Genomic DNA, 25,638 nt, shown 5'->3' with positions numbered 1-25,638 from the left:
TTTTTACTTTACACCATAAAATAAAAACCCTGCAATTTATAAGAATTGCAGGGCTTATTTTGAGAATACAGTCTTTTAACTTAAAATATCACATGGCGCTACACAGATCACCCATGGACATCTTTTGATTCCCGGAGGTGGGCAGCAGGCTTCAGAGCAGCTTGTCGCTCCGCCATTAATATTCCTCAACTGGTCTCTTGAAATTTTTTTAAAATTTTTCATAGTCAAGTAATTGCATTAAACCTAAATTAAGGCTGGTTTCCGCCACCACATCCGTCATAAGGCATGCACTGCCACTTACCATCAATTAAGCATAGCTGACCGCCTCTGCAGTCAATTCCTCCCTTAATTGTTTTCAATTCTTTTCTTTCGATTTTCTTTAAATTTTTCATAATAAATTGTACGTTTAGTTCAATTCGAAATTAATAAAATTTTATCAACTATGGTAGAATTATTGTAAAATTTTTATTTTTTAATTGCTTAATCGTAGGCTGATTGAGGTTTATTTCAGGTAATGAGTTAAAATATTTTTGTGGAAATAAACTTAAACCAACCCTTAAAGAATTCCTCCCATTTACATAAAATCTTGTCCTGTGACAAGTCCGTTTTCCGATCGGGTTGGTAACTTTGACTTAAAATTAATCCACCAAATCTGATAATATTATGAAAAGTTTATTCAAATTCTCTGCAGTATTGTTCTTTATTATTATCCTTGCCGCCTCTCCGGTATATGGACAAAAAATAAAACCTTCTGAAAGCGGCTATGCACCTGTTAATGGCATCAAAGTTTATTATGAAGTCTATGGCAAAGGAAAGCCACTTGTATTGTTACATGGCGCCTTCATGACGATTGATTTGAACTGGGGCGAATTGATCCCGGAACTGTCCAAAAACAGAAAAGTAATAGCTCTTGAATTACAGGGACACGGACACACGCCTTTTTCAGAAAGGAAATTATCGCATGCTACTTTAGCCAGTGATGTTACAAAGGTAATGGACTATCTGAAAATTGACAAAGCAGATGTGGCAGGCTACAGCTTTGGAGGTGAAGTGGCCTATAAACTGGCTATTCAAAGTCCGGAAAGACTGAACAAACTGGTTATCATTTCATCAACCTACAAAACTAACGGGTGGCTGCCCGAAGTCAATAAAGCTCTTGAAGGAATGAAACCTGAACTCTTTACAAACAGCCCTATGCATGCTGCCTATAATGCTGTAGCACCTGATAAAACAAAATGGAAACCATTTCTGGAACAGATGATGGCTTCTGCCGGACAGCCTTTCGACCTGGGTGATGATAATATCTCTAAAATTCCGGTGCCTGTTTTAATCATAGCTGGTGATAATGACGGATTGGATAAAACAGAACTTTCAAAAACCTATAAATTATTGGGAGGTGATGTTTTTGCAGATATGGGCGAATTGCCAAAGTCCCAGCTGGCTATCGCTCCCGGACAAACTCATGTGAGCCTGATGATGCAGACGGCAATGATTCTGAACTATCTGAATAATTTTTTAAAATAGTTTGAGTATGAATCCAAAATTTGAGGCAGGAATTAATATCGCTATAAAAATTCCCAAAAATAAATATGAAAAGACAGTGGCCTTCTACAGAGAAATTCTAAAATTAGAAGTAGAGGAAAAACCCATTAATAATCCTACTGTTTCCAGAACTCACGAAGTAAAATTCGGGAATAATATTATTTGGCTGGATTGTGTTGATAACTATACCCATTCTGAAACATGGCTGCAGCTTACCGTTCCCGATGTAGAAGCTGCTACACAATATCTGCTGTCAAACGGTGTGGAAACCTGCGACGAAATAGAAGAGCTTCCTGAAAATATGCACTGGATTACCGATCCTGCCGGTACCGTGTTCAATTTACAGGAAAGAAAATAGCCAAAAACAGAAATACGATGTAAAAAATTGCTTAAAATGGAGCTTTGTTCAAAATTTTAATATCTTTAGCCAAATCATTACAACTTAAAATATTTTTATGCAGACGAGACCATTCCATTTCATTGCCACCATCTTTTTTCTGGTATTAAGTGCAACTGCATTTTCACAGAAAACAGCCGCGTTGGGTTCTTTACTGGACAAAAACTCAGAATTCATATTCCCGCAGACTCCGGATAAAATTTCAAAAGCATTGAACGTAAAAACTGTTTTTTATGAAGATGCCAACGAAGAAAAATATGCAAAATGGCCTATGAAAACAGGACTGGAGCTTTATTGCAGCCTGGGAAAAGACAATACTATCAATGAAATGTTTTTTGTGACTTCAGACAATAAACCTGTCATTGTGGAAGGACTTCCTTTTGGTCTTGTTCTGAATAAAAGTACATTACAGGACAGTAAAACGAAGTTCGGTAAGTACAATGCCAAAATACAAAAATCGGGAGCAGACAGTGAATTTCCGGGAGGGTCAAAACTGGTTTTTAAAAAAGGGAAACATTATACAACATTGCTTTTCGACAGTAAGAACCTGTTAAAATCAATAGGTTTAACAACAGAACTTACGGATCCGGCTGCCAATTAAGTACTAAAAAACAAAATAATTATACTATCCGTCATTATTGACGGATTTTTTTATCCTCAGACGGCGTTAACTTTAAAAGAAATCTATATCGTCAGCCCATGGTTATTCTTTACCTCAGCCATCACAAACGTACTGTGGGTACTCCCTATGGAATCCACAGATCCAAGCTTATTGAATACAAAATCCTGATAATGTTTCATATCCCGCACCTGCACTTTCAGAAGGAAATCAAAATCTCCGGAAATATTGTAACATTCCGCAACTTCTTCAATTTCTAAAATTTCTTTTACAAAATCATACCCCACGGACCGGTCGTGGATTTTAAGTTTGATCTGGCAGAACACCGTAAATCCACGGTTCAGTTTTTCAGCATCAAGAACTGCCGCATATCTTTTAACAAAACCTTCCTGTTCAAGCCTTTTGACCCTTTCGAAAACCGGTGAAGTAGAAAGGTTCACTTCTTTAGCGAGCTCTTTAACGGTAAGTTTAGCGTTTTTCTGGAGGAGCCTGAGCAGCTGTACATCCTTATCATCGAGTTGTTCCACAGAATATTATTCTTTTAAATGATTAAAACAGTCAAATATAAAGAATTATATGCTTTTATTTTTAATTCCTGAAGTTTAATTTGCTTAATTATTTGTTTCCAGTTGTGGTTTTATTCTGTATTACTAATTTTACACAAAATTAAAAACTTTTACTGATAACCTTTGTTAAAGGTAAAAGTACAGTTCTTTACAGATACTTCATCAAACAGGAAAGGTTTTACTTAAGGTAGATTAATAGGGAATCGTGTGCAAATCACGAACTGTCGCGCAACTGTAAGTAACCCACCAAAAGTTTCTGTCCTTGCAGATCCACTGCCAAAAGCGGGAAGGATGACGGAAACTGTTACAAGTCAGGAGACCTGCCTTTACTGAATTGACAATGCTTTCGCGGGCTGAAGCTTTGGGTCATACAGATGATATATCGGATTCGGGTATTTTCTTTTTTAAAGGAAATTACGCTGTCTGCTATGTCACTATTTTCCTGAAACTTTTTCCGCAAAACATAACGAAGCATTGTAAAGGACTTCCCAATAAGTTTAATTAAAAAGTTTAAAAAAATGCAAACTCACATTCTTGGCTATCCGCGTATTGGTAGCAAAAGAGAACTCAAAAAAGCCTGCGAGCAGTACTGGTCAGGTAAAATCCTTTTGGAAGAACTTCTGAATACCGGAAGAACTCTCTGCAGTCAAAACTGGAATATTCAGAAAGAAGCAGGAATAGATCTTATCCCATGTAATGATTTTTCATATTATGATCAGGTATTGGATATGAGTCTTGTCGTAGGTGCCATTCCAACACGGTACCATGAAGTGGTGCTTAAAAAAAACAATACTGAGCTGGATCTTTATTTTGCGATGGCAAGAGGCTATCAGAAGGACGGCTTGGATATCACTGCCATGGAAATGACCAAATGGTTCGATACCAACTATCATTACATCGTTCCGGAATTTTATAAAAATCAACAGTTTAAGCTGAGCTCAGACAAAATTTTCAATGAATTTGCAGGAGCAAAACAAGCTGGAATCAATGCGAAACCGGTTATTATCGGGCTGGTTTCTTATCTGTTATTAGGAAAAGAAAAAGAAGAAGGGTTTGATAAACTGGATCTGGCCGGAAATCTTCTTCCTGTTTATATAGAGATTTTAACCAAACTTCAGGAGCAGGGTGCAGAATGGATTCAGTTTGATGAACCTTTCCTGGCATTGGATTTAACAGAGAAAGCCAAAGAAACTTACCGTTATGTGTATGCCGAAATCAGAAAACGTTTCCCGAAACTGAAATTTATTGTGGCTTCCTATTTTGACGGATTAAAAGACAATACTTCACTTGCCGTTTCACTTCCTGTCAATACATTGCATGTTGATCTGGTTAGAAATCCTGAGCAGCTGGATGATATTCTGAATGTTATTCCGGACAGTTTAAACCTTTCATTAGGACTGGTTGACGGTAGAAATATCTGGAAAAATGATTATGAAAAGTCGTTGTCTTTCATCAGTAAAGCGGTTGAAAAATTAGGATCTGAAAGAATTTTCATTGCACCATCATGCTCATTGCTTCATTCACCCTGTGACCTGGATTTTGAAACCAATCTTAACCCGGAAATTAAGAACTGGCTGGCTTTTGCTAAACAAAAAGTAAAAGAAGTAGTAACTCTTAAAGAACTGGCTTCCGGAACGGAAAATGAACAGATTTTTGAAGCATTTGAAGAAAATAAAAAAGCAATTGAGAGTAGAAGAACTTCTTCTCTTATCCATAATGATCAGGTAAAACAAAGAGCCAATGCTGTTACAGAAAAAGATGCTCAGAGAACAAACACCTTCAAAATCCGTAAAAAAGAGCAACAGGAAGTATTGCAGCTTCCTTTGTTCCCCACCACTACGATCGGATCATTCCCGCAAACCGCAGAAGTGAGAAGCTGGAGAGCCAAATTCAAAAAAGGAGAACTGACAGCAGAACAATATGATATTTTACTGAAAGAGGAAACGCAAAGAACAATCCGCTGGCAGGAAGACATCGGAATTGATGTATTGGTTCACGGAGAATTTGAGCGTAACGATATGGTGGAATACTTCGGAGAACAGCTGGAAGGATTTGTATTCACCCAAAACGGTTGGGTACAAAGCTACGGAAGCCGTTGTGTAAAACCACCTGTGATCTTCGGTGACGTTTCCCGCCCAACTCCGATGACGGTGTACTGGTCTCAATATGCCCAATCTCAGACTGAAAAATGGGTAAAAGGAATGTTAACAGGTCCGGTTACCATTTTACAGTGGTCTTTTGTACGTGATGATCAGCCTCGTTCAGAAACTTGTAAGCAGATTGCCTTGGCAATTCGTGATGAAGTGGTGGACCTGGAAAAAGCAGGAATCAGAATTATTCAGATTGATGAGCCTGCCATAAGAGAAGGTCTTCCATTAAGAAAAGCAGACTGGCAGAACTATTTGAAATGGGCCGTAGAAGCTTTCAGAATTTCAGCAAGCGGAGTAGAAGATGCTACCCAGATCCATACGCATATGTGTTATTCTGAATTTAACGATATTATTGAAAACATTGCCGATATGGATGCTGATGTGATTACTATAGAGTGTTCCCGTTCTCAGATGGAACTGCTGAATGCTTTTGCAGATTTCAAATATCCGAATGAAATTGGTCCTGGAGTATACGATATTCACTCACCAAGAGTTCCGTCAAAAGAAGAAATGATTGAGCTGCTGAGAAAGGCTCAGAATGTAATTCCTGCCAATCAGCTCTGGGTAAATCCGGATTGCGGACTGAAGACAAGACACTGGGAAGAAACTGAAAAAGCTTTAATCGCAATGGTGGCTGCTGCCAAAGAAGCTTCTGTAGAATATGCACTTTAAAAAACTTTTACAATAATTAGATTCAATAATTCAGATCGTGTTATGATTTTCATGGCACGATCTGATATTTTTAAATTATTAAATTTTTGAAAAATAAAGTACTTGAAAATTGTTCTGATTTAAAGTATAAGCAAACTTGTCTTCATAACCTTAACACTTTCATAGGATCTTAATGGTTCAACAATCTAAATTATTTTGCCTGTAATACACTTGGCGGATAGCCATACTGTTTTTTAAAGGCAAATGAGAAATGGGATAAATTTTCAAATCCAAGATCCAGATAAATATCAGAAACAGATTTTCCTTTTTGGCTTAGCAGAAAATGAGCTTCCTTTAATCTTCGAAGCTGCAGCCATTGTCTTGGAGGGATTCCGAATATCTTTTGAAAATCCCTTTTAAATGCAGACAGACTTCTCCCTGTTAAATAAGCAAAACGTTCTACATTGACATTGAAATGAAAGTTTTTATTCATAAAACTCTCAATATCTATTTTATAGGGCTCGGAAAAATCAAACAAAATATCTTTAAGACCGGGATCGTAATTCAACAGTAAAAGGAGAGCTTCTTTTTGTTTAAGCCTCAGGATTTCTTCGGAAGCAGGAAGATCTTCATACGGTAATAATGAGTACATAAAAGAATGTAATGCCTTTTGCTCCGGTTTTATATAGGCCCGGACATTGTCCTTTTTTTCTGCCTGATACCCATATTCTCGGCTGAAATCATGAAGCATGGCATCGTCAAAATAGATGGATATGGTTCTGATTTCCCCGTTTTTGGGTGGATATTTTGCAAATTTTAATAAATGGTTTTTTCTGGCAGAATAGAGTTCTCCTTCTTTAAATATCGTTTTTGTGATGCCGTCATTAAGTTCCATTTCCCCGGAAAGCACCAGGCCGAGGCTGTGAATTCGTGCAAACTGTTCTCCTTCCCTGAATTCTGAAAAATGACAGGAATAATTGATGGGAAAAGGAATATTATTTTCGCTCATAGCTCAGATAGTTGTTTCTTGATCAATTCTTATTCAAACTTACAAAACTTTTAAGGATCATAGAATCTCCACAGCAAAGTAATCCTGAGAATATTTTGCTGTGAAGAAGATCCTGCTAAGCCAGAATCGTTTTGGGTTCCAGGTAAGCTTCCAGTCCGAATACACCAAACTCACGCCCGATACCGCTTTGCTTGAAACCACCGAAAGGCGCGTATGGATCGTGGGTAAACCCATTAATACAGATTCTTCCGGCATCAATCCGGGCAGCTACACGTTCCGCATGTTCATGATTATCAGAGCTGATATAAGCTGCAAGTCCATAAGTGGTGTCATTGGCAATGGCAATTGCTTCTTCTTCATCAGCATAAGGAATAATAGACAATACAGGCCCGAAAATCTCCTCCTGTGCAATGCGCATATCATTACGGACATTGGTAAAGATGGTTGCTTTTACAAAATTACCGCTTTCAAGGCCTTCCGGCTTTCCTTCACCACCTGCAAGCAGAACGGCTCCTTCTTCCTGTCCCAGACGGATATAACTTTGAACTCTTTCAAATTGTTTTGTACTCACCATAGGCCCTACAAGAGTATCTTCTTCAGCAGGATTTCCTACTTTTACCTGTCCGGCTGCTTTTTTAGCCAGTTCATTTACCTCCTCCAGTCTGTTTTGCGGAACCAATAATCGGGTAGGGGCGATGCAGGCCTGACCATTATTCATATAAGCCCCGAAAACGGCCATTGGGATTGCTTTTTCAAAATCGGCATCTTCAAGAATAATATTAGGAGACTTTCCTCCAAGTTCCAGGGTTACCCTTTTCATAGTGTCTACAGCTCCTTTGGCAATCGCTTTTCCCGTAAGTGTAGATCCGGTGAAAGAGATTTTTGCGATATCCGGATGATGGGTAATTTCATTTCCAACTACATTTCCTAATCCGTTAACAATATTGAAAACTCCTTCCGGAAGGGCGGCTTCATGGAAACATTCAGTAAGCAGCTGGGTTTGTGCCGCACTCATTTCGCTGGGTTTGATAACAGCGGTACACCCGGCAGCAATGGCTGTAGCAAGTTTATTACAGATAAAGCTGTTGCTGGCATTCCATGGGGTAATGATTCCAACGACACCTAAAGATTCAAAACGTACTTTGGAATGTCCCACCGTTCTTTCGAAATCATAAGATTCTAAAGTATTGATCGTAGCTGTAAAGGCAGAGATTGCATTTTGGACACTCATTCTGCTGAACTGTAAAGTTCCTCCATATTCATTCACCATGGCAGCAACCAGCTCATCTTCTCTTTTGCTTACGGCTTCATGCAGTTTTTTAAGAAAATGGATCCTTTCTTCCTTTGTTGTTTTTGAAAAAGTTTTAAAAGCTTTCTTTGCCGCTGCAATGGCCATTCTGGTATCTTCTTCATTTCCCAGAACCACTTCTCCGGTTTTTTGGTTGGTAACGGGATTGATAAGATCAAAAGTTTCTGTTCCTCTTGGCGTAACAAATTCGCCGTTGATGTAAATTTTATTAATCTGATTCATTTTTAATGATTTTAATACCACAAATTTCGGCAGAAACGGAAAAGAGAGGTTTGTTGTAAAGCTCAATTTTTCTTTGTTGTATGGTCCATTTCAGAGATTGTCCATTGGGTTTTTTTGGATTTAGCTGTGAAAAGCTCTGTTCTCCGATAAAATTGGCTAGTTTTATCATAACCAGGTAAATAAAACGTTTTGAGAGCCACTCTGAAACTTATTTTCGCTTAGTATCAAACTTTACTACAGAGAAAAGCTATAGCTTACCTGATTTTTGAGTAACACTACAGGTGTAAAGAATTTTTACTCAGAAAAAAATAAACCAGAATCCTGAGACTCTGATTTATCCATAGTGAATAGAAAATTTCTGAGTATTTTAATCCCATTTATTTTGGGTTGAAACGGCATATTTTCCTGCTCCGGTAAAGAAAAAGCTTAAACTTACAAGCATATAGATGACAAGCAGTTCCAAAGCCCAGCCTCCGAATTCATTAAGTTTGAAAATATTAGCTGTTTGTGCAAGAATCGTAGCCGTGAAGCAATTGACAGCAAAGATCAGGCCTGCCAGACGAGCCCGAAATCCTATGATCAGCATTACAGGTGCAATAATTTCTCCGGCAAACACGCCATACGCAAAGAAGGACGGTAAGCCATGCATGCTCATCATATCTTCAATAAAACCAACTCCATGGATCATTTTACTGATTCCATAAACGGACATCGGAAATGCAATTGCTATTCTGGTGATCAGTAATCCTGAATCAATGTTCTTTTTCATTTCTTATCATTATTTAAAAGTTATATTTTACAAATGCCCCGATATTTTCCAGGGTCTTTTTTCCATTATTAAACTGGTCGAAATTGGAAGCCAGCCCGTACATCATTTTATCCTGTTTCAGGCCCAGTCTGATAAACTGCAGCCCTCTGGGATATCCGCTGTCATCGAGGTTTCCAATAGCAAGTACACTGAAATATCCCTTTATATTTTCTGTCAGATAAGGGGTGTATTCAAATGATACAGACTGTTCCAGAGAAAATCCTTTCTGATACGTAGTTCCTATAGAGTAGGAAAGTGAATAGGAGGACTGAATGATTTTATATTGCAGATAGGCACTGAAAAATGCGCCCGGATTTTTCATTCCAAATGCTGCATTGGCACTCAGTCTTTTGGTAAGATTATACGAGAGGGTATTTCTGATGAAGAATATGTTTTCTTTATCTTTGGTGTATTCTGTATCAAATAGGGTAAGATTGTTCAATTTCAACCGTTCATTCAGCTGATAATTGATATTGTGCATATAAGTATAGGAGCGATGCCCTAAAACAAGATCCGGGGTATAGGAAAGTTTCTGTGCATTCAGGTTCAGGGAAGCTGATGCAAGAACTGTTACAGCGATAATTTTTGCCTTCATATTTCACTCATTAAATTTCTGTGAGCAAAATTATTCGGGCTGGAGGGGAATAAACTTAAGAAATCTTAAGAAACGTCAGACAGGTGTTTTTTTCTCAGATAGCTCAGATATTCTACGGTGATTCCGAGGTAGGAAGCGATCATGTATTGAGGAAAACGCTGTTCGATATTACGGTAAGCAGTGACAAATGTGCGGTATTTGGTATAAGCATCAACACGGGAATGTTCAAAGGTTCTTTCCTGTAACGTAACATAGGCAGACTGCATTTTCAGACGCCAGAATTCTGAGACAGCCGGAACTTCTTTGTACAATAATTCCAGATTATTCTTACTGATCTGTATGATGGAGGTATCTTCATTAGCCTGAATAAACATTCTTGAAGGCAGTTCGCTAAGATAGCTGTAAAGATCATTCACCCACCAGTTTTCAATACCCAGCTGGGTGGTATTTTCTTTTCCCTTTTCATCAATATGGTACGCATAGAGGCTTCCCTGTGCAATGAAACGCATATGTCTGGAAACCTGTCCTTCGCGAAGCAGATAATCTTTCTTTTTAAGTTGTATAATTTCTAATTTGGAACTAATACAGTCAATATCTTTATCTTCTAAAAAAACGATCTCTCTAAAGTGTTCTATAAGTTGTAAAACTATTGTATCTGTATCCATCATTAGAGTTTATAGGTATAGGCACAAATTTACGCAAATATTAAATTACGGAAGCAAGATGAAACAATTATACATAAGAAGACCACAATTTATACGATAAATTGTGGTCTTCTACAACTAAGAACTATTTAACTACGATTCTGTTTTCAAATAACCATAATGCAAAGCTGTATCTTTTCCGAATAAACTTGAGAAAATATTCTGAAACTCATGGATATACTTACATTTTATAGCATTTCCATATATTTTAAGCCCTTCCATTATTTTTCTGGAACTCAAGTCTATATCATATTTTATAAAAGCTTCCGGTCTTTCATACCGTATACTCTGATCTGAACTGTCCGTTCGTGAAAAGCCGAGCTTTTCAAGCCATTCTTCCGTTATTTTAATCGGTTTAATGGATGCTGCCGGGACCGAAATACTTTGAATATCATTTTCAATTTTAACAAAATAAGCCTGTTCGACATTTTGAAAGATCTCAGTAATGGTATAAATCTGATTTTTATACTCAACCAAGTTCTTGATTTTTAGATCTGCTACGTTCATAATATTTTGATTTTAAATGGTGATATGGTCTTTAGTAAAATAGCAAATAGTATGCCCGACATTGCATTGTTAAATCTTGTTTTGAATGAGATTAGGTTAAATTTTTGATATAAAAAATTAATAATACGTTAAAATAGTACACTATACGCGAATTGTCACATAATCATGAAATACCGGATGTGGTATCTATGTGGTATTAGTTTTTTATTCCCGCTTTTGGATTGGTATTAAAAGTGGTAAGAAGAAGAGCTGTTATAACACTTATCATTAGAACTGTTATGAAAACATCCCATGAAAAGGCATGAAGCAGATAACCGGTACCGCTTCCCAGAATACTTGAACCAAAATAATAAAAAAGCCAGTAAATAGAAGTGGCTGAAGATTTTCCCCGCCTTGCATACAATGCAGTCATCTGGCTGGCCATAGTATGAGCAGCGAAGAATGAAAGAGTGAAAAGCCCGAGCCCGAAAATAAGAATATAAATATTTTCAGATAATAGAAGAGCAGCTCCGGTAAGCATGCACAGGATAGAAGCTTTCAGAATGCTATTCATCGGAAACCTTCTGGAAAGACGGCCTGCGATCATCGTTCCGAAGACTCCAAAAATATACATCAGAAAGATAAAGGCTATAATAAAATGGCTTAACGAAAAAGGTTTTGCTTCCAACCTGAATGTCAGGTAATTATAAACACTCACGAAAACTCCCATCAGCAGTGCGGCAGTACAATATAACCGAAGCATATAAGGGTTGGTAAGGAAGAATTTCATCTGTTTTACCTTTAGATGATAATCCGTTTTCTGTGGATTGAAGAACTTTGATTCCGGAAACAGTTTCCAGAATACAACGCCGAGGATGAAACTTTCTATACCAATCAGCAGAACGGCATTACGCCATCCGAATTCCCCTGCAAACAAAGTAGCCATTATTCTTCCGCTCATTCCTCCAATGGTATTACCGCTGAGATACATACTGATGGCTGCTGGTACTGCCAGAGCGTCCACTTCTTCTGTAAGATAGGCCAGGGCAACTGCAGAAACCCCGGAAACAACAAAACCTTTCAATACTCCGATAGCAATCAGTAGACTTAAATTTGGAATCCAGGTAGAAATAATAGTCAGAATAGCAGATGAAATCAGCGAAAAAACCATAAGACTTTTTCTGGAATAGCTGTCTGCTTTAAAAGCAAAAAACAGTAATCCCAATGCCATGCCTATTGTGGATGATGAAACCAGCAGGGAAGTATCACCTACGGACACCCCAAACTGTTCCGCAGCCATAGGCAGCATCGGCTGGAAAAGATAAAGCTGTGCAAAAACCGAAAGTCCTGAAAAAAAAATACAAAGTTTTATATATCGGAAACGTAAGCTTCCCTGAATGGCTTTTTCAGATGAATTCATGATTTTTTTTGCAATTACAATGCAGTGGTTCTACAGAAAATTTGTCTTGTAAATTTCCTGATTATTTTCCGAACTTAAAAATTATTATCTCAATGATATTGATTGGCGAAACAAATCAATGAAACTGCAGGCTGCTGATATACTCGGAAGGGGTAATATTTTCCATCTGCTTGAAAACCCTGTTGAAGGTAGACTGGTTGGAAAATCCAGCCTCAGTATAGATATACATGAGAGTTACCTTTTCAAGGTCATTTTCATTAAGCAGCTTTTTTACGCATTCAATCCTATGCATATTAAGGTAATTATTGAAGTTGGGATATCCTTTTGCACGAATTGATTTTGAGATATAGCTACTGTTAATTTCCATTTCTGTGGAAAGCTTTGATATATTAAAGTTTACATCTTTATACAGGTGTTTTTCTCTCATCACAGATTCAATTTTGTCAAACAGTTCATCCGCAAAAGGAGCTTTGTCTGCTGTAGGAACCTGCTGTATTACTGTTCTCTGGGTTTTCTCCTCAATTTCATGGTAAATTTCAACCCGTTTTATTTTATCCTTAAAATAGAGCAGGAGTGATATTACGGCTACATTGGAAATCATAAGGATGGTATCGGTAATTCTCACATCTTCTGGTTGGTGTATTGGGAATTTAAAGCTGAAATACTTAGAAATAAGGTATCCCGCTATAATATTCAGCAAAACATACATGCTGTAAATAAAAACATACTTTCTTTGAAAGAAAACATAGGCTGCCAGCGGAATCGGAATAAGCCAGACAAAACTCGCTATAGAATTGTTCCAGAAAGCCAGCATAATGTAAAAATTATAAAGCGTTGCAATAATGATGTAGGAATGCACCATGACATTCACCGAGTAGGTTTTGCGCACAATCAGATACGTATAAACCATTAAAAAAAGTCCTCCGAAAAGATACCAGGCCATTATTTTATCGGGAATAATAAAAGTAAATATTAAACCAAATAGGGCAAGAATAACAGACATCAGAATATTATAATAATACACCAGTTGTCTTTTGTACTGTTCAATTTTTATGTCTTTTTCGGTAGTCATTTGTGGCAGAAGGTAATTTTAAATCATTCCAATATTTTCTCGTAACAGTCAGATTTCAGAAAATGACTGGTTTAACTTTCTGGTTATTAGTGATTTGTGTTTTGTGAGCTGTTTCCTGTTTTTCATTGATTATTGATGGATTTGATTTATCAGTCCGGATAACTTTGCACCAGCTAGCTCAACAAAGGCTGATTGATGATCTATCAATTAACCCTAAACGATTTATTCAATTTTTAAATAAATCAAATAATTTTTAAACAAATATACTAAAATGAAAAAAATAAAATTACCTCTTGCCAGCATTATGATGTGTTTTTCAATAGCTGCATTTTCCCAGGTTGGGATCAATACAGATTCCCCTAAAGTAACATTACATGTAGAAGGAAAGCCCGATGTGGCTACTGCGGCTGATGGAGTGATGGCTCCCCGAATGACAGGAGACCAGTTAAGAGCTAAAGATAATGTTTATCTGGCAGCTCAGACCGGAGCTTTGGTCTATGTAACCCAGGCGGTAACTGTTCCTTCTGTAAAAACAGCAAAAGTAGACAAAGCCGGCTATTATATGTTCAACGGAACTACCTGGAAATTTGCTTTTGGAGGACAAGATAATGATATTCCCATTGGAGATTTAATCTATTATCACGGGAGCATGCCCGCAGGTACTTCAGGAGCAAGTACATTAGCCAGTACCTATCTTACTGATCTTCCGGTTTTGGGAGGTTTCCTGAGACTTGATGCACAATTTAACAGCAGTTCAGCAGGTACGGGAGCGGCTACTACTTTTAATCCGCGACTTTACAATGTGGGAACTTCAGATGTGAAAATCTGGGTTTCGGAAATGTCTACCCATACCGGTGATTCTGATAATGGAAATATTAAATTATCACCGGGAGCTTACAGACAGTTTGATGATGGTGTTTATCTTACCCAGACCCATAATGAGACGGTAACATTTGATATTACAGTACAGGAACCGGAGCCTAGATGGTACAGAGTGTATTATGCATTCCGTGTAGATAATAAATCTACAACAGGAAGCAGCGATGCTACAACCACAGATTCCAATACTTCTGATAATACAAGGGAGTTATTTCTCTCTGTACAGAGACTGTATTAATACGCCGACAGATGATTCTAAAAATACAATGATAAAAAATAACGCATACAAAATCAATGGGTTAGCTATTAAAATCTCATGAGATTTGTGTTTTTTCGGGGCAGGAATACTTTAAATCCCGGCCCCGTTTTCTTAATGCATCATTTCATAGACTTTAATCAGCTCTGCAATATTTCCGACATTAAGCTTTTGAAAGATCCTTTTTTTATAAGTACTTACCGTAGACATCTGAATATTAAGCCTGTTGGCAATTTCCAGATTGCCGTTGCCATCTGCCAGAAGTTTAAAAATTTCATATTCCCTTGATGATAACTTTTCGACAGGATTGTTCCTTTTGTTCTGAATAATTAGACCAATCAGCTCCGCAGGGTAGAAATATCCCTTTTCAATGACAGTTTTCACAGCATTCTTAATTTCCTCTTCACTGCTTTGTTTATTCAGATAGCCTTCAGCTCCTTCCCTGATATACTGGATCGCAACATCCTTGTCATATCCTGAGAAAATGAGAATCTTCAGGTCATTCTGAATATCTTTAAGCTCCGGAATCATCTTTTTATACTGGGTTCCCGGCATATCAATATCTAAAATAAGAAGATCATACCTTTGATCTCCCAGCTTTTCTTTCACCTGGTCATAATTTTCAGCAAAATCTATATTCAGACCCGGATAAGCCGTTTCAAGAACCAGACAGGTTCCTGCCCTTACTACATAATGATCATCAGCAATTAAAATTTTTTCATTCATAAAGATTAGTTTTTTTGAGTGTTACTTCCACAACAGTTCCCTTAGGATGGTTTTGCCTGAAATTCATTTCTGCGTTGATCTTTTTTACGAGATGGATAACCATATGCAGGCCCAGCCCTTTTCCTTTAAAACTGGGAGTTTCCAGTTTAGGATTTCTGAAAAGGTTCATATAAACCGCAATCTGTTCTTCAGACATTCCCGTTCCTGTGTCACTGATTATTATTGTGGATTTTTGTGGATTTTCGGTAATCATAAGGGTGATATTTCCCTGAGAGGTATTCTTCACAGCATTATCAAGGAGGTTATGAATAATGGCTGTTAAAATACTTTCATTTACCCTGGAATATGTGACACCCTCAGTAAGATTGGTAATCGTCGTTCCTTTTTCTTTAGCAATTTCACAGAACAGCTTGTTCTTGGTTTCCAGGATTCTGTTGATGGGATATTCCTTTTCTTCGAAAATATTTTCTGCCTTATAAAGTTCGGTATACTCTTTCAGATTCAGCGTAAACTGATAAAGCTGTTCTGATGATTTATAGATACTGTCAAAGTACTTTTTCTGAAGTTCCACATCATCAGACTCATGAAGTTTCTGGGAAAGCATGGCTATAAATCTGATAGGAGTGGTAATGTCGTGGCTGATGGTTTCCACCAGTTTTTTCTGGTATTCCGTTTCTTTCTGAAGGTTATTTTTTACAACCTCCAGATGAAGAGAGGTTTCCTTCAGTTCAGAGTTTTTATTATGGACAATCTGTTTTAAAGCTTTATTTTTTATCCTTAGAAAATTGGTGGTTAACTGAACGATAATGATGATGATAATAAGAATAATGATGGACGCGGACACTCTGAACAGCAATGTCTGATAAAAAAGAGGCTGAATTTTGAAACGTACTGTTTTTTCTTCATATTTCCCATCAGCAGATATCAATACCCTTACCCTCAGGGTGTAATCTCCCGGAGAGAGATTGCTGATGGTGTATTTTAATTCTTTTCCTGTGGCAATCTTTTCCCATCCTGTATTTTCTTTTCCGGATATTTTAGCTTCAATATAAAGGTTTTCAGGATTGGAAAAATAAGGAATATCAATAAAGACATCCGCAGTTTTGTAATCATTTTTCAAATCAAGGATCTGATGGAAATACTGAGGCTCAGAATTACCGATTTTTACCCGTTCAATATAAATGTTATTTCTTCCCGGGTAATACGTCTGAATATTTTCCGGATTGAAAAATACAAAACCATCCATTGAAGGGAATACAAAATTCCCATTCTCAAGAGCATAGGCGTTGGGTTCTGAACTTCCATTAAATTCATTGGTCAGAAAACCATCTTTTTTGGTGAAACGATAATAGAAAACCGGAGTGTTTTTATGGTCTGCATAGCGCAGCAATTGTTTTTTGGAAACTTTAAACATCCCGTTGTTTGAAGAAATCCAGTAATATCCCTTTTTGTCTTCAAGAATATAATGAGCTGACTGAAGATAATCATTGATGTCATTCGGCATCTTGATAAGCTTATGATTCCTGAATAGATAAAAGCCGCTTTTCTCCGTCGTAATCCATATCAGATTATCTTTTGTCCTGATAATGCTTTTGACATGAATATTTTTGATCAAAGGTGTTACGGTATTGCTTCGCAGTGCTATGGAATAAAGGCCGTCGCTGTTTCCGGTCAGAATTTCATTCTCATTGTATTGATGAAAAATATTGACAAAACTCTTAAAAGTATAGGTGTAATCCGGCTGGCTGAATATATCCTTTTTGTATAAATGAAGCTGAGTGCCTGAAAGATCTGTGAAAGTCGTGCCATAAAGAGTTCCGCTTTTCATAAATGTTTCAAGCCCCTTTTTAACAAAAGTGGAATCCTTCTTTTTATAGCCCGAGTTTTTATAAAACCTTACGATATGATTTCTCTTTTTGATCAGAATATTTCCGGAATTGTCATACATCATCAGATAATTGTCATTGTTTCCGAAAAGGTGGGTGTTTACAATTCCGTTTCTTCCGAATTCTGTTCCGTCCTCAGCAATGATTGTACTTTGGCTGAAAGGAAGAGATGCGAAATATACATTGCTGGAAAAATCAGCTTCTTTTCTTGATACATAGAAATTGGAAAGCTGAAGAACATTCAGTCCGTTATTAAGCGTTCCAAGGTACAATTTGTTGAACGCTTTATCATAGAACATCGAGCAGTAGGAATGATTTCCGATTTCTTCAAAATTGACAAGAAATTTTAAACGGAGATCCTTTTCATTACCTTCTAAAAGATAAATATTGTCGTGGTTAATAATGAAAGTCTGATTGGTAATCTGCTGCCAGTATATTTTGGTATCAGGGTGGTTGAAAAGTGTTGGTTGATCAGAAACAGAAAGATGTCCCTTGTAGATAGAGTAGGTTTTTCTTTTTTTCAGATCATTGATGAAAAGATGGTTATTCAGTACAAAAATGTAATTCAGGTCTTTATTGGTAAAAGGCAGTATAATTTTTATTTCCTTTTTTCCTTCCTTATAAATAATGGCATTCTTTTCGGTAAAATGATAAACAGAATTCTTAAGCTGAATAAAATACTGAACATCATTATAGAAATCTGATGTAATGATATTATTGGCAATACGGTGCAGGATATCGGTACCATTGCAATAGGTCATTTTATCACCGGCAGTGAGCCTTGCAATTTTTGGGAACCTGTTTTTAATAATGATTTTATTTTCCTGAAAATTATTAAGAACCGTTATACTGTCAAGACAGGGATCTCCTATAAATTCACCAAAATGCAGATTATTTACCCTGAAATTACTGAAGGTAATAAAAGAACTGCCGTCATACCTTACCAGCCCGTTTTCGGTAGAAATCCAGATAAAGCCATATTTGTCTTTGACAATGGCTTTTGCACTGCTTTGTGGAAGCCCATTGTCTATATTGTACCACATAGAGGTATAGTGCTGCCCGGAAATGTTTAGATAGATGCAAGCAAAAATAAATGCCCAAACTCTCATATATGTGCAAAACTTATCTATATCTGCTGCTAATGCAATAGACGGTTAATAATGGTATTTGTACAAGTCAAAGTTTTTTTAAAAGGCAGGAACGATTGAGAATAAATTTTTATCATTGAAGTTTTCTGGTCTTTTGTGTTTTATATTTTTTGATCGTGTAAAAATAGTGAAATTATGGCGATAAATTAGTATTGCATATTTTGTTTTCTCTAAGTTTTATCATGTTTTGCAGACAATACGTCATTCCGGTTTTTTATAAATATTATCGTATTTCAATAATAAGTGATAAATTAATGTGAGATTTGTTTCAAATTCTCGCCTGTAGATCTCAGTATTATGCTGGATTTGTATTTATTTTTAGAATTTTATAAATGGTAAATAATCTTATGTTTGGAAATTTTTAATATTTTTTTTATTAATGGCTGAATATTTTGTTTTTTTGTAGTAATAGTTTGACAAAAAATACAGGTTTATTCTACATGATAACTTTGCCGATGCCTATGGATATTCATATTTTTGCAAAATATTCTCATAACTATTAAAGAAGATTTATTGCCAAAATAATGATTCTAAGAACACAAACGGTTTTTATCTCAAGAAAACAAAAGAGACTGTACTTAAAGTAAACAGTCTCTTTTTATTACCAGTACTCAGAATACACATGGTTGAATAAATGGTAGGTGTAGTCTTCTGTTATTTAAGTTTCGGCTGAAGCCGGATGAAAAACGTTTTTATTTTAAACCGGGCTTCCTTCGTCTACGCTCTGGATTATAGCCTGGCCCTATTGAGTTTCCAATATTGAAGATAAAACATAGAAAGTATCGGCTTTTTATGGTAATTATTTTGTTTTTTTCTCGCAGATAACCTTTTCTAAACAAAAAACCTCCCGGAAATGATGGGAGGTGAATAAAATTGACTGTATATTGAAGTGTAATTCAATCGTTATTGATGAGTTTCAAGCCACTTCAGCCTGCGCTGATCAGGCAGATGTTTTACTTTAAAGTTTTCAAAAACAGCATTGAATCCTTCTCCGTCAGGACAGGCTGCCATTAAGCCAACCATTACAGGAGTGTTGTCCTGAAGAGGAGCATTCCGCATCATGATATAATTTTTATCATCAAAAGAATAAAATATTTCCACAGCATCCAGCCTTCTCACTGCTTTTATCCATAGGGCAGGAGGTGTTTTTTCCAATGTAATGACACTCCAGTCACTTTTGTTGTGGGTTACTACAGTGCTGAGATTGTATTTGCCGTCTACAAATTCTACTCCGGCTTTGATATAATGTTCCTCATCTGTTCTCAGCATAAGGCCCATCTGGTCAAATCTTGCTTTATAACTGCCTGTTATTTTTACTTTTGCTTCAAATTCACCACCATAGGTAGCATAATAGAAAGGAGCGTCATCTACCGTGAATCCATAATGTGAAACCCTCCAGTAATCACTTTGTGGGGTTACAAACATGGAAAGACTGTTGTTTTTGATTTCCCATTTTTCAGGTTCATTAAACCATGTCATTTTTTCCAGACTCTGGGCGGAAAACTTTTGAATCAGGAATAAGGCGCAAAAGCCGAAAATCATTTTCTTCATTCTCTTTGGGATAAGTTATAAGCGTAAATTATTATTTTAGCAAAAGTATTATTAAACCTTATTTGCGTCAATACTGATAAATAACCATTATGGAAATCCGTAAACAGCTTAGTGATCAATTACTGGACAATACCCCGAAAAAATGCAGGCTTGACATCGGGGTCTATAAACAGCAGGCGTTGGCATATTCCCAGATGGAAGGTGCAATATGTGTGCTGAGTGATATGCAGGAGAATAAAAGCTTTATTTATAAATCTGCAGCAGCATATGAACTTGGACTTAAGATGGAGGAAAATCCTGCAGAAATTAACTCCATCTGGGAAGAAGAAATGCTGAAAAAAATACATCCTGATGACCGCCTGAAAAAGTACATCCATGAACTCCGTTTCTTTAAATTACTGGATGCTATGCAGATGGAGCAGCGCGCAGCATACAGTGTTGTATCAAAAATAAGAATGAAGGATAAAAATGAGAACTACAGATGGGTAAAACACCGTATGTTTTATGTTTATTCTCCTGATAACGGACGGTTGAGGCTGGCTCTTTGCCTTTATAATATGGCTCTGACTCCTTCTAATGCTTCCAGTTTTATGATTGTGAATACCGAAAAAGGAGAGGTGGTTGTAAAAGATAAGCTTGATTATAGAAATATTTTAAGCCCAAGGGAACTGGAAGTTTTAAAATTTATAGGGGAAGGGCATGCAAGCAAAGAAATTGCAGATCTTCTTTCTATAAGCATCAATACCGTAAACAGACACCGTCAGAATATACTGGAAAAGTTAAAAGTAAAAAATTCTACACAAGCCTTTAAGGATAGTTTTTATTAAACATTCATTCTGGAATATCCGAAAAGTTCACCATGTTATTTTGTTCCTTATGATTAATTTTATAACTTGAATACAGATTAGCAAGACCCATATGATGAAAAGAAGTGAAGAAATTACCCGTCAGTATTTTACCTTTTTAGATCAGCATATCCAGAAGGTGATTTCCGGAACTGTACCTGAATTTATGGAACTGAATGAAATTGCCAGAGAACTTGCTGTCTCTCATAAACATCTTACTGATACCATTAAAAAGGAAACCGGACAGCATCCCTGTTTTTATTATGATGAAAAAATTATTGAACAGGCCAAAAAGATGCTCATTGTTACGGATAAATCTGTAGCAGAAATTGCCCGTATTTTTACTTACGACCCTTCCAATTTTTCAAAGTTTTTTAAAAAAATGACCGGTTTTACTCCCGGAAAATTCAGAGATTCCCATTCTGTTTAAAACTGACTGTTTTTATTCTTTAAAATTCCTGTTACAGGAGTTTTGGGGCATTTTTCGTCTCCGGGTAGGGATTTAATCCTGCTGAATTCCTACTGTAAAAGACAATTTAGTGAATTATAATGTTAAAATTTATAGAAAATAATCTTTTATAAATGAGATGGTTGTAAAAAATAACGGTCGTTTTTTATTATTTATCTATTAATATTTCTTTATTGTTTAGTTTTTTTATTAAATTTAGGTAAGAAAAAACTAATTAATTCAATACACATAAATGTTAAAAAGAAACCGGTATATGGTATTAAGTTTGGTTTCCAGGGGATAAGAATAAATTATTGTGTCTTTAATAATATTTAATCTTAATATGGGAGCTTAAGCCCTTCAAATAGTTATATATTTGTTTTTTTTTAAACCACACACAACAAACAAGATTAAGGATGAGCATCAATTTCACAACAGCAACCATTAAAGACTTTGAGAATATACCAGACAATGATATGGCTCAAAGGGCTGAAATTTTTTATGAATATTTAGACTTTGTAAAGTCTAATGGCCACATGAACTACAGACTGAAGAATACTTCAGGAACCAATGCAGTACTGAATGTTAATATTGCAGATCACAACAGAGAATTTGTTAGTTTTGTATCAAGTGATTATTTAGGATTTACGCAGCACCCAAAAGTAAAACAGGCTGCCATTGAAGGAATCGAAAAATATGGTACAGGAACAGGAGCTACTCCTCTTATCGGAGGATATTTTGATTACCACAATGCATTAGAAAAAAAAATCTCAGGTTTTTTTAAAAGAACAGAAGATGAAGCTGTAGTGTTTACTACGGGTTATACAGCTAATAGTGCTTCTTTACAATGCTTGATGCAGAAAGAAGACCTTGCTATTTTAGATATGGCTGTACATGCCAGTGTGCACGAAGGATGTGCTTTTACCAACAAAAAAACATTTCCGCACAATAATTTGGAATCTTTGGAACACATTTTGAAGGTATCTGAAAATCTGTACCGTACGAAACTCGTTATTGTGGATGGAGTGTATTCCCAGGATGGTGATACCTCCCGTATTAATGAGATCTATGACCTTGTGAAGAAGTATAATGCCTTTCTGATGGTAGACGACGTACATGGTGTCGGTATCCTTGGAGAATCTGGTAGAGGTACTTTGGAACAGGCCGGGTTATTGGATAAAGTAGACCTTATTACAGGTACATTCAGCAAAACATTTGGAAATCTGGGAGGATATGTCATTGCAGATAAAAAAATAGCGGCATTCATCAGATTCCATTCCCGTCAGCAGATTTTCTCAGCGACAGCTCCACCATCATCAGCAGGAATAGTTAAAGCCATTGATTTAATTGACGAAGAACCCATCTGGAGACAAAAACTCTGGGATAACATCAATTATTTCAAAAAAGGGCTTGACGACCTAGGGTTGGATACAGGTGTTACCTGCTCTGCAATTATCCCTGTAAAAATCGGAGATCCTTATGTAACAGGAGAAGCCGGAAAACTACTAATAGAAAAAGGAATCTATACCAATCCGATTCTGTACCCGGCTGTACCCCGAAAAGATGCGCGTATCAGGATGAGTGTGACGGCAAGACACGAAAAAGAACATCTCGATAAAACGCTTAATGCGTTTGATGATATTAATAAAAAATTGCATATTGCGAAAAAATAATAATTATGCCTAGAAAAGTAGTGCAGGGCCCCATTAGGGACAAAGAAAAAACAAAGCAGAAACTGCTTGCTGCAGTTGGTAAAATTTTAAGAGTAAAAGGATATTCCGGATTAAAAGTAAGCAAAATAGCTGCCGTAGCCGGATTTGATAAAAAATTGATCTATGAGTACTTTGGAAGTACTGATAAGCTGATCGATGAATATATCAAATCTCAGGATTACTGGAGCCAGGTCAACCAGGATGTTGATATGGATTTCTCGGACGGTGGACACGAGCTTACTAAAATGGTTGTCTTGAACCAGTTCGAAAACCTGAAGAAAAATAAAGAACTTCAGAAGATTATCCTTTGGGAGCTTTCAGAAAGCAAGCCTATTCTTAAGAAATTAGTTGAACAACGTGAAGAAGTTGGAGAAGTTTTATTTGGAAACATCTCGGATCCTTACTTTGGTGAAGGAGTAGCAACAAGACACAGAGCAATTATGGCTCTGATTGTTTCCGGAGCTTACTATCTTAACCTTTATACGGGGTACAACGCCAATAAGTTTTGCGGTATTGATCTGAAAACTGAAGAAGGACGAAAAGAGATTGAAGGCGCTATTGTTGAGTTGATTGACTTTGCATACAGCAAAAAGAAATAGAGGGTAAAAGTTTTCCGATTTGAACAGAAATATGTTTTTGTTGATATTTGAAAACTTTTAATTTTCAAATTAAAACTATATTTCTTATTTTTGACCAATGGAAAATTTTATAGTATCTGCAAGAAAATATCGTCCTCAGGAGTTTGATACGGTTGTAGGACAATCCCATATTACGGATACTTTAGAACATGCAATTGAAGAAAGTCAATTAGCTCAGGCATTACTTTTTTGCGGTCCTCGTGGTGTGGGTAAAACTACTTGTGCCAGAATTCTGGCAAGAAAGATCAATGAGAAAGATGGCTCGGTTTCAGAAGATGGCTTTGCTTACAATATCTATGAATTGGATGCTGCATCCAATAACTCTGTTGATGATATCAGAGAACTTATAGATCAGGTACGCTTTGCACCTCAGGTGGGTAAATACAAAGTATATATCATTGATGAGGTTCATATGCTGTCTTCTGCCGCTTTCAATGCATTCCTTAAAACGCTGGAAGAGCCGCCTGCGCATGCTATTTTTATTTTGGCTACCACGGAGAAACATAAAATTATTCCAACAATTTTATCCCGTTGTCAGATTTATGACTTCAAAAGAATCGTCATCGAAGACATACAGAGCCATCTGAGAAACATTGCCCAGAAAGAAAATATCCAGTATGAAGATGATGCCCTGTATCTGATTGCTCAGAAGGCAGACGGTGCATTAAGAGATGCACTTTCTATCTTCGACAGACTTTCTACTTTCTCCCAGAAAAATATTACACTGGCAAAAGCCGCCGAAGTGCTCAATATTCTGGATTACGATCAATATCTGAACATTGTGGATCTTGCCAGGGAAAACAAAATTCCTGAAGTGCTTTTCGCATTTAATGAGATTGTAAAGAAGGGTTTTGATCCTCATATTTTCATTGCCGGATTAGGAAATCATTTCAGAGACCTGATGATGGCACAGAATGCTTCCACCATGGAACTCATTGAAGTAGGAGAGAAGACCAAGGCCAGGTTTGTAGAGCAGGGACAGAAATGGGCCGCCCAGCAGCTTATTGATGGTATTGAAATCTGCAACCATGCAGATATTAATTATAAGAATTCCAAAAACCCTAGACTTACGGTTGAAATTGCATTAATGCAGCTGGCTTCACTGACAGCTAATTTAGGCGATACTAAAAAAAAAAATTCCTGATACTGGCTCCGTTTCTCAGTGAGAAACAGGAAGTGAAAATGCCGGAAAAAACTCCGGAGAAAATAGAAGTTAAAACAGAACAGCTGTCTGTTGTTTCTCAGACAGTTCAGGAAGTTTCTGTGACCAAAACAACCAAGCCTTTGTCAAGACCGGGAATATCCTCCGGTTTCAGCATCAATTCCTTTTTGAATAAAGAAGATAAAGTGGAAACAGCAGAAGATGTTGTGGTGAGAACTGAAAATCTTCCTCAAAACCATTTTACAGATACGGATCTGCAGACGGAATGGAAAATTATGCTTAAACAGCTTCAGGTAAAAAATAACTTTGTATTTAATGCGGTCAAAACCTTTAAACTGGTCAAAGCCGAAGAGCATAAAATCAAAGTTTTGTTTCCGTCAGACTCTGCAAAAGTGGAATTTGATAAAATAAGTGGAGAATTTTTTAATCATTTTAAAAGAAAAATTCAGAATCATATTATTGAGGTAGAATACGTCAGAGACGTTGAAAATCTGAAGATTGAGGTGGTGACGAAGAGAAAATTATTTGAAAAGTTTATAGAAAAAAATCCACTTTTGAAAGATCTTGATGATTTAATGAAGTTTGATTTGACATAATTTTTATATATTTGTCAAATATTTCTGTCAGAAATAAGTTTCTGACAAAAACAAATTACAAACAGAAACGCTAAAACAAGACATTTCCAGAATACAATGGAAAAATTGATTAACACATATCAGTCTTTTTTTGCACCCGCTAATTACTTTTTTAGCGGTTATTTTAGTTTTTCTGCTTCTTATTATAGAAATTTAAGAACGTATTACCGATTTTATTGGTACTGTTAACTGAATTTCTTTC

Annotated in this window: 25 protein-coding genes and 1 riboswitch; of the genes, 11 read left to right on the top strand and 14 right to left on the bottom strand. The window is 36.6% G+C overall.

Features of this window, described 5'->3' with window-relative positions:
• Positions 1–75 precede the first annotated feature (75 nt).
• A complete protein-coding gene (locus tag AC5YGI_RS18940) occupies positions 76–222 on the bottom strand; it encodes a bacteriocin-like protein (RefSeq protein WP_330746118.1) in 147 nt (48 codons plus the stop codon).
• Positions 223–248: 26 nt separating this feature from the next.
• Positions 249–392: a bacteriocin-like protein gene (locus tag AC5YGI_RS18935; RefSeq protein ID WP_330746119.1), complete on the bottom strand. Its 144-nt coding sequence runs from the start codon at positions 390–392 to the stop codon at positions 249–251.
• Between the two features lie 271 nt (positions 393–663).
• Between AC5YGI_RS18935 and AC5YGI_RS18930 the strand changes: the two genes are divergently transcribed.
• From AC5YGI_RS18930 to AC5YGI_RS18920, 3 genes are all read left to right on the top strand, one after another.
• Entirely contained in the window at positions 664–1,524 is an 861-nt protein-coding gene (locus AC5YGI_RS18930) for an alpha/beta fold hydrolase (RefSeq protein WP_330746120.1), read from the top strand.
• 7 nt (positions 1,525–1,531) lie between these two features.
• Positions 1,532–1,900, top strand: coding sequence for a VOC family protein (locus tag AC5YGI_RS18925; protein ID WP_496169260.1), 369 nt, complete (start codon positions 1,532–1,534; stop codon positions 1,898–1,900).
• 97 nt (positions 1,901–1,997) lie between these two features.
• The gene (locus AC5YGI_RS18920) at positions 1,998–2,540 is read left to right on the top strand and encodes a hypothetical protein (RefSeq protein ID WP_496169258.1); all 543 of its coding nucleotides are present in this window, start codon (positions 1,998–2,000) and stop codon (positions 2,538–2,540) included.
• Between the two features lie 83 nt (positions 2,541–2,623).
• On the opposite strand, the gene AC5YGI_RS18915 is transcribed toward AC5YGI_RS18920, so the two are convergent.
• Positions 2,624–3,085 (bottom strand): Lrp/AsnC family transcriptional regulator, encoded by a 462-nt coding sequence (locus tag AC5YGI_RS18915; protein WP_047422640.1) that lies wholly within the window; start codon positions 3,083–3,085, stop codon positions 2,624–2,626.
• A gap of 195 nt (positions 3,086–3,280) precedes the next feature.
• A riboswitch (cobalamin riboswitch) is annotated at positions 3,281–3,466 on the top strand.
• A gap of 176 nt (positions 3,467–3,642) precedes the next feature.
• Between AC5YGI_RS18915 and metE the strand changes: the two genes are divergently transcribed.
• A complete protein-coding gene (metE, locus tag AC5YGI_RS18910; protein ID WP_496169256.1) occupies positions 3,643–5,946 on the top strand; it encodes a 5-methyltetrahydropteroyltriglutamate--homocysteine S-methyltransferase in 2,304 nt (767 codons plus the stop codon).
• A gap of 190 nt (positions 5,947–6,136) precedes the next feature.
• Here metE and AC5YGI_RS18905 read toward each other — a convergent pair whose 3' ends face one another.
• The 8 genes from AC5YGI_RS18905 to AC5YGI_RS18870 form a co-directional block, all read right to left on the bottom strand.
• Positions 6,137–6,934, bottom strand: a complete 798-nt coding sequence (locus tag AC5YGI_RS18905) for a helix-turn-helix domain-containing protein (protein ID WP_446106083.1) — start codon at positions 6,932–6,934, stop codon at positions 6,137–6,139.
• Between the two features lie 115 nt (positions 6,935–7,049).
• Positions 7,050–8,465: an aldehyde dehydrogenase family protein gene (locus AC5YGI_RS18900; RefSeq protein ID WP_496169255.1), complete on the bottom strand. Its 1,416-nt coding sequence runs from the start codon at positions 8,463–8,465 to the stop codon at positions 7,050–7,052.
• Between the two features lie 367 nt (positions 8,466–8,832).
• Entirely contained in the window at positions 8,833–9,234 is a 402-nt protein-coding gene (locus tag AC5YGI_RS18895) for a DoxX family protein (RefSeq protein ID WP_330746126.1), read from the bottom strand.
• A gap of 13 nt (positions 9,235–9,247) precedes the next feature.
• The gene (locus AC5YGI_RS18890) at positions 9,248–9,868 is read right to left on the bottom strand and encodes a hypothetical protein (protein WP_496169253.1); all 621 of its coding nucleotides are present in this window, start codon (positions 9,866–9,868) and stop codon (positions 9,248–9,250) included.
• Positions 9,869–9,933: 65 nt separating this feature from the next.
• On the bottom strand, positions 9,934–10,533 hold the full coding sequence (locus AC5YGI_RS18885; protein WP_496169300.1) for a Crp/Fnr family transcriptional regulator: 600 nt from the start codon (positions 10,531–10,533) through the stop codon (positions 9,934–9,936).
• A 132-nt stretch (positions 10,534–10,665) separates the two neighbouring features.
• On the bottom strand, positions 10,666–11,079 hold the full coding sequence (locus tag AC5YGI_RS18880; RefSeq protein ID WP_330746129.1) for a hypothetical protein: 414 nt from the start codon (positions 11,077–11,079) through the stop codon (positions 10,666–10,668).
• Between the two features lie 196 nt (positions 11,080–11,275).
• Positions 11,276–12,478 carry an MFS transporter gene (locus tag AC5YGI_RS18875; RefSeq protein ID WP_330746130.1) on the bottom strand — a complete coding sequence of 401 codons (1,203 nt, stop codon included), beginning with the start codon at positions 12,476–12,478 and terminating at the stop codon, positions 11,276–11,278.
• 115 nt (positions 12,479–12,593) lie between these two features.
• The gene (locus AC5YGI_RS18870; protein ID WP_330746131.1) at positions 12,594–13,550 is read right to left on the bottom strand and encodes a helix-turn-helix domain-containing protein; all 957 of its coding nucleotides are present in this window, start codon (positions 13,548–13,550) and stop codon (positions 12,594–12,596) included.
• 271 nt (positions 13,551–13,821) lie between these two features.
• Between AC5YGI_RS18870 and AC5YGI_RS18865 the strand changes: the two genes are divergently transcribed.
• On the top strand, positions 13,822–14,667 hold the full coding sequence (locus tag AC5YGI_RS18865; RefSeq protein WP_330746132.1) for a phage tail-like protein: 846 nt from the start codon (positions 13,822–13,824) through the stop codon (positions 14,665–14,667).
• Between the two features lie 132 nt (positions 14,668–14,799).
• On the opposite strand, the gene AC5YGI_RS18860 is transcribed toward AC5YGI_RS18865, so the two are convergent.
• The 3 genes from AC5YGI_RS18860 to AC5YGI_RS18850 form a co-directional block, all read right to left on the bottom strand.
• Positions 14,800–15,411 (bottom strand): response regulator, encoded by a 612-nt coding sequence (locus AC5YGI_RS18860; protein ID WP_227941448.1) that lies wholly within the window; start codon positions 15,409–15,411, stop codon positions 14,800–14,802.
• On the bottom strand, positions 15,404–18,406 hold the full coding sequence (locus AC5YGI_RS18855; protein ID WP_496169252.1) for a sensor histidine kinase: 3,003 nt from the start codon (positions 18,404–18,406) through the stop codon (positions 15,404–15,406). The genes AC5YGI_RS18860 and AC5YGI_RS18855 overlap by 8 nt, the downstream gene beginning before the upstream one ends.
• Before the next feature lie 942 nt (positions 18,407–19,348).
• Positions 19,349–19,996: a DUF1349 domain-containing protein gene (locus AC5YGI_RS18850; RefSeq protein ID WP_496169250.1), complete on the bottom strand. Its 648-nt coding sequence runs from the start codon at positions 19,994–19,996 to the stop codon at positions 19,349–19,351.
• Between the two features lie 89 nt (positions 19,997–20,085).
• Between AC5YGI_RS18850 and AC5YGI_RS18845 the strand changes: the two genes are divergently transcribed.
• The 6 genes from AC5YGI_RS18845 (at position 20,086) to AC5YGI_RS18820 (ending at position 25,397) form a co-directional block, all read left to right on the top strand.
• A complete protein-coding gene (locus AC5YGI_RS18845; protein ID WP_496169249.1) occupies positions 20,086–20,823 on the top strand; it encodes a response regulator transcription factor in 738 nt (245 codons plus the stop codon).
• 91 nt (positions 20,824–20,914) lie between these two features.
• Complete coding sequence (locus AC5YGI_RS18840) at positions 20,915–21,271, top strand: helix-turn-helix domain-containing protein (RefSeq protein WP_330746136.1); 357 nt, start codon at positions 20,915–20,917, stop codon at positions 21,269–21,271.
• Positions 21,272–21,705: 434 nt separating this feature from the next.
• Complete coding sequence (locus AC5YGI_RS18835) at positions 21,706–22,962, top strand: aminotransferase class I/II-fold pyridoxal phosphate-dependent enzyme (RefSeq protein ID WP_110011634.1); 1,257 nt, start codon at positions 21,706–21,708, stop codon at positions 22,960–22,962.
• Between the two features lie 5 nt (positions 22,963–22,967).
• Positions 22,968–23,600 (top strand): TetR/AcrR family transcriptional regulator, encoded by a 633-nt coding sequence (locus AC5YGI_RS18830; RefSeq protein WP_047375406.1) that lies wholly within the window; start codon positions 22,968–22,970, stop codon positions 23,598–23,600.
• A gap of 97 nt (positions 23,601–23,697) precedes the next feature.
• Entirely contained in the window at positions 23,698–24,783 is a 1,086-nt protein-coding gene (gene dnaX / locus AC5YGI_RS18825; RefSeq protein WP_202842770.1) for a DNA polymerase III subunit gamma/tau, read from the top strand.
• A 38-nt stretch (positions 24,784–24,821) separates the two neighbouring features.
• A complete protein-coding gene (locus AC5YGI_RS18820) occupies positions 24,822–25,397 on the top strand; it encodes a DUF8439 domain-containing protein (protein ID WP_228449364.1) in 576 nt (191 codons plus the stop codon).
• Positions 25,398–25,638: the final 241 nt, after the last annotated feature.

The organism is Chryseobacterium sp. CS3K3.1, assembly GCF_059515165.1.
Note: the sequence above shows the minus strand (reverse complement) of the source record. Positions and strands in the feature narration are given on the sequence as shown.

Excerpts from the sequence above, each read along its gene's own strand:
- AC5YGI_RS18940 (WP_330746118.1), bottom strand. The coding sequence starts at position 222 with ATGAAAAATTTTAAAAAAATTTCAAGAGACCAGTTGAGGAATATTAAT.
- AC5YGI_RS18935 (WP_330746119.1), bottom strand. The coding sequence starts at position 392 with ATGAAAAATTTAAAGAAAATCGAAAGAAAAGAATTGAAAACAATTAAG.
- AC5YGI_RS18930 (WP_330746120.1), top strand. The coding sequence starts at position 664 with ATGAAAAGTTTATTCAAATTCTCTGCAGTATTGTTCTTTATTATTATC.
- AC5YGI_RS18925 (WP_496169260.1), top strand. The coding sequence starts at position 1,532 with ATGAATCCAAAATTTGAGGCAGGAATTAATATCGCTATAAAAATTCCC.
- AC5YGI_RS18920 (WP_496169258.1), top strand. The coding sequence starts at position 1,998 with ATGCAGACGAGACCATTCCATTTCATTGCCACCATCTTTTTTCTGGTA.
- metE (WP_496169256.1), top strand. The coding sequence starts at position 3,643 with ATGCAAACTCACATTCTTGGCTATCCGCGTATTGGTAGCAAAAGAGAA.
- AC5YGI_RS18905 (WP_446106083.1), bottom strand. The coding sequence starts at position 6,934 with ATGAGCGAAAATAATATTCCTTTTCCCATCAATTATTCCTGTCATTTT.
- AC5YGI_RS18900 (WP_496169255.1), bottom strand. The coding sequence starts at position 8,465 with ATGAATCAGATTAATAAAATTTACATCAACGGCGAATTTGTTACGCCA.
- AC5YGI_RS18895 (WP_330746126.1), bottom strand. The coding sequence starts at position 9,234 with ATGAAAAAGAACATTGATTCAGGATTACTGATCACCAGAATAGCAATT.
- AC5YGI_RS18890 (WP_496169253.1), bottom strand. The coding sequence starts at position 9,868 with ATGAAGGCAAAAATTATCGCTGTAACAGTTCTTGCATCAGCTTCCCTG.
- AC5YGI_RS18885 (WP_496169300.1), bottom strand. The coding sequence starts at position 10,533 with ATGGATACAGATACAATAGTTTTACAACTTATAGAACACTTTAGAGAG.
- AC5YGI_RS18880 (WP_330746129.1), bottom strand. The coding sequence starts at position 11,079 with ATGAACGTAGCAGATCTAAAAATCAAGAACTTGGTTGAGTATAAAAAT.
- AC5YGI_RS18875 (WP_330746130.1), bottom strand. The coding sequence starts at position 12,478 with ATGAATTCATCTGAAAAAGCCATTCAGGGAAGCTTACGTTTCCGATAT.
- AC5YGI_RS18870 (WP_330746131.1), bottom strand. The coding sequence starts at position 13,550 with ATGACTACCGAAAAAGACATAAAAATTGAACAGTACAAAAGACAACTG.
- AC5YGI_RS18865 (WP_330746132.1), top strand. The coding sequence starts at position 13,822 with ATGAAAAAAATAAAATTACCTCTTGCCAGCATTATGATGTGTTTTTCA.
- AC5YGI_RS18860 (WP_227941448.1), bottom strand. The coding sequence starts at position 15,411 with ATGAATGAAAAAATTTTAATTGCTGATGATCATTATGTAGTAAGGGCA.
- AC5YGI_RS18855 (WP_496169252.1), bottom strand. The coding sequence starts at position 18,406 with ATGAGAGTTTGGGCATTTATTTTTGCTTGCATCTATCTAAACATTTCC.
- AC5YGI_RS18850 (WP_496169250.1), bottom strand. The coding sequence starts at position 19,996 with ATGAAGAAAATGATTTTCGGCTTTTGCGCCTTATTCCTGATTCAAAAG.
- AC5YGI_RS18845 (WP_496169249.1), top strand. The coding sequence starts at position 20,086 with ATGGAAATCCGTAAACAGCTTAGTGATCAATTACTGGACAATACCCCG.
- AC5YGI_RS18840 (WP_330746136.1), top strand. The coding sequence starts at position 20,915 with ATGATGAAAAGAAGTGAAGAAATTACCCGTCAGTATTTTACCTTTTTA.
- AC5YGI_RS18835 (WP_110011634.1), top strand. The coding sequence starts at position 21,706 with ATGAGCATCAATTTCACAACAGCAACCATTAAAGACTTTGAGAATATA.
- AC5YGI_RS18830 (WP_047375406.1), top strand. The coding sequence starts at position 22,968 with ATGCCTAGAAAAGTAGTGCAGGGCCCCATTAGGGACAAAGAAAAAACA.
- dnaX (WP_202842770.1), top strand. The coding sequence starts at position 23,698 with ATGGAAAATTTTATAGTATCTGCAAGAAAATATCGTCCTCAGGAGTTT.
- AC5YGI_RS18820 (WP_228449364.1), top strand. The coding sequence starts at position 24,822 with ATGCCGGAAAAAACTCCGGAGAAAATAGAAGTTAAAACAGAACAGCTG.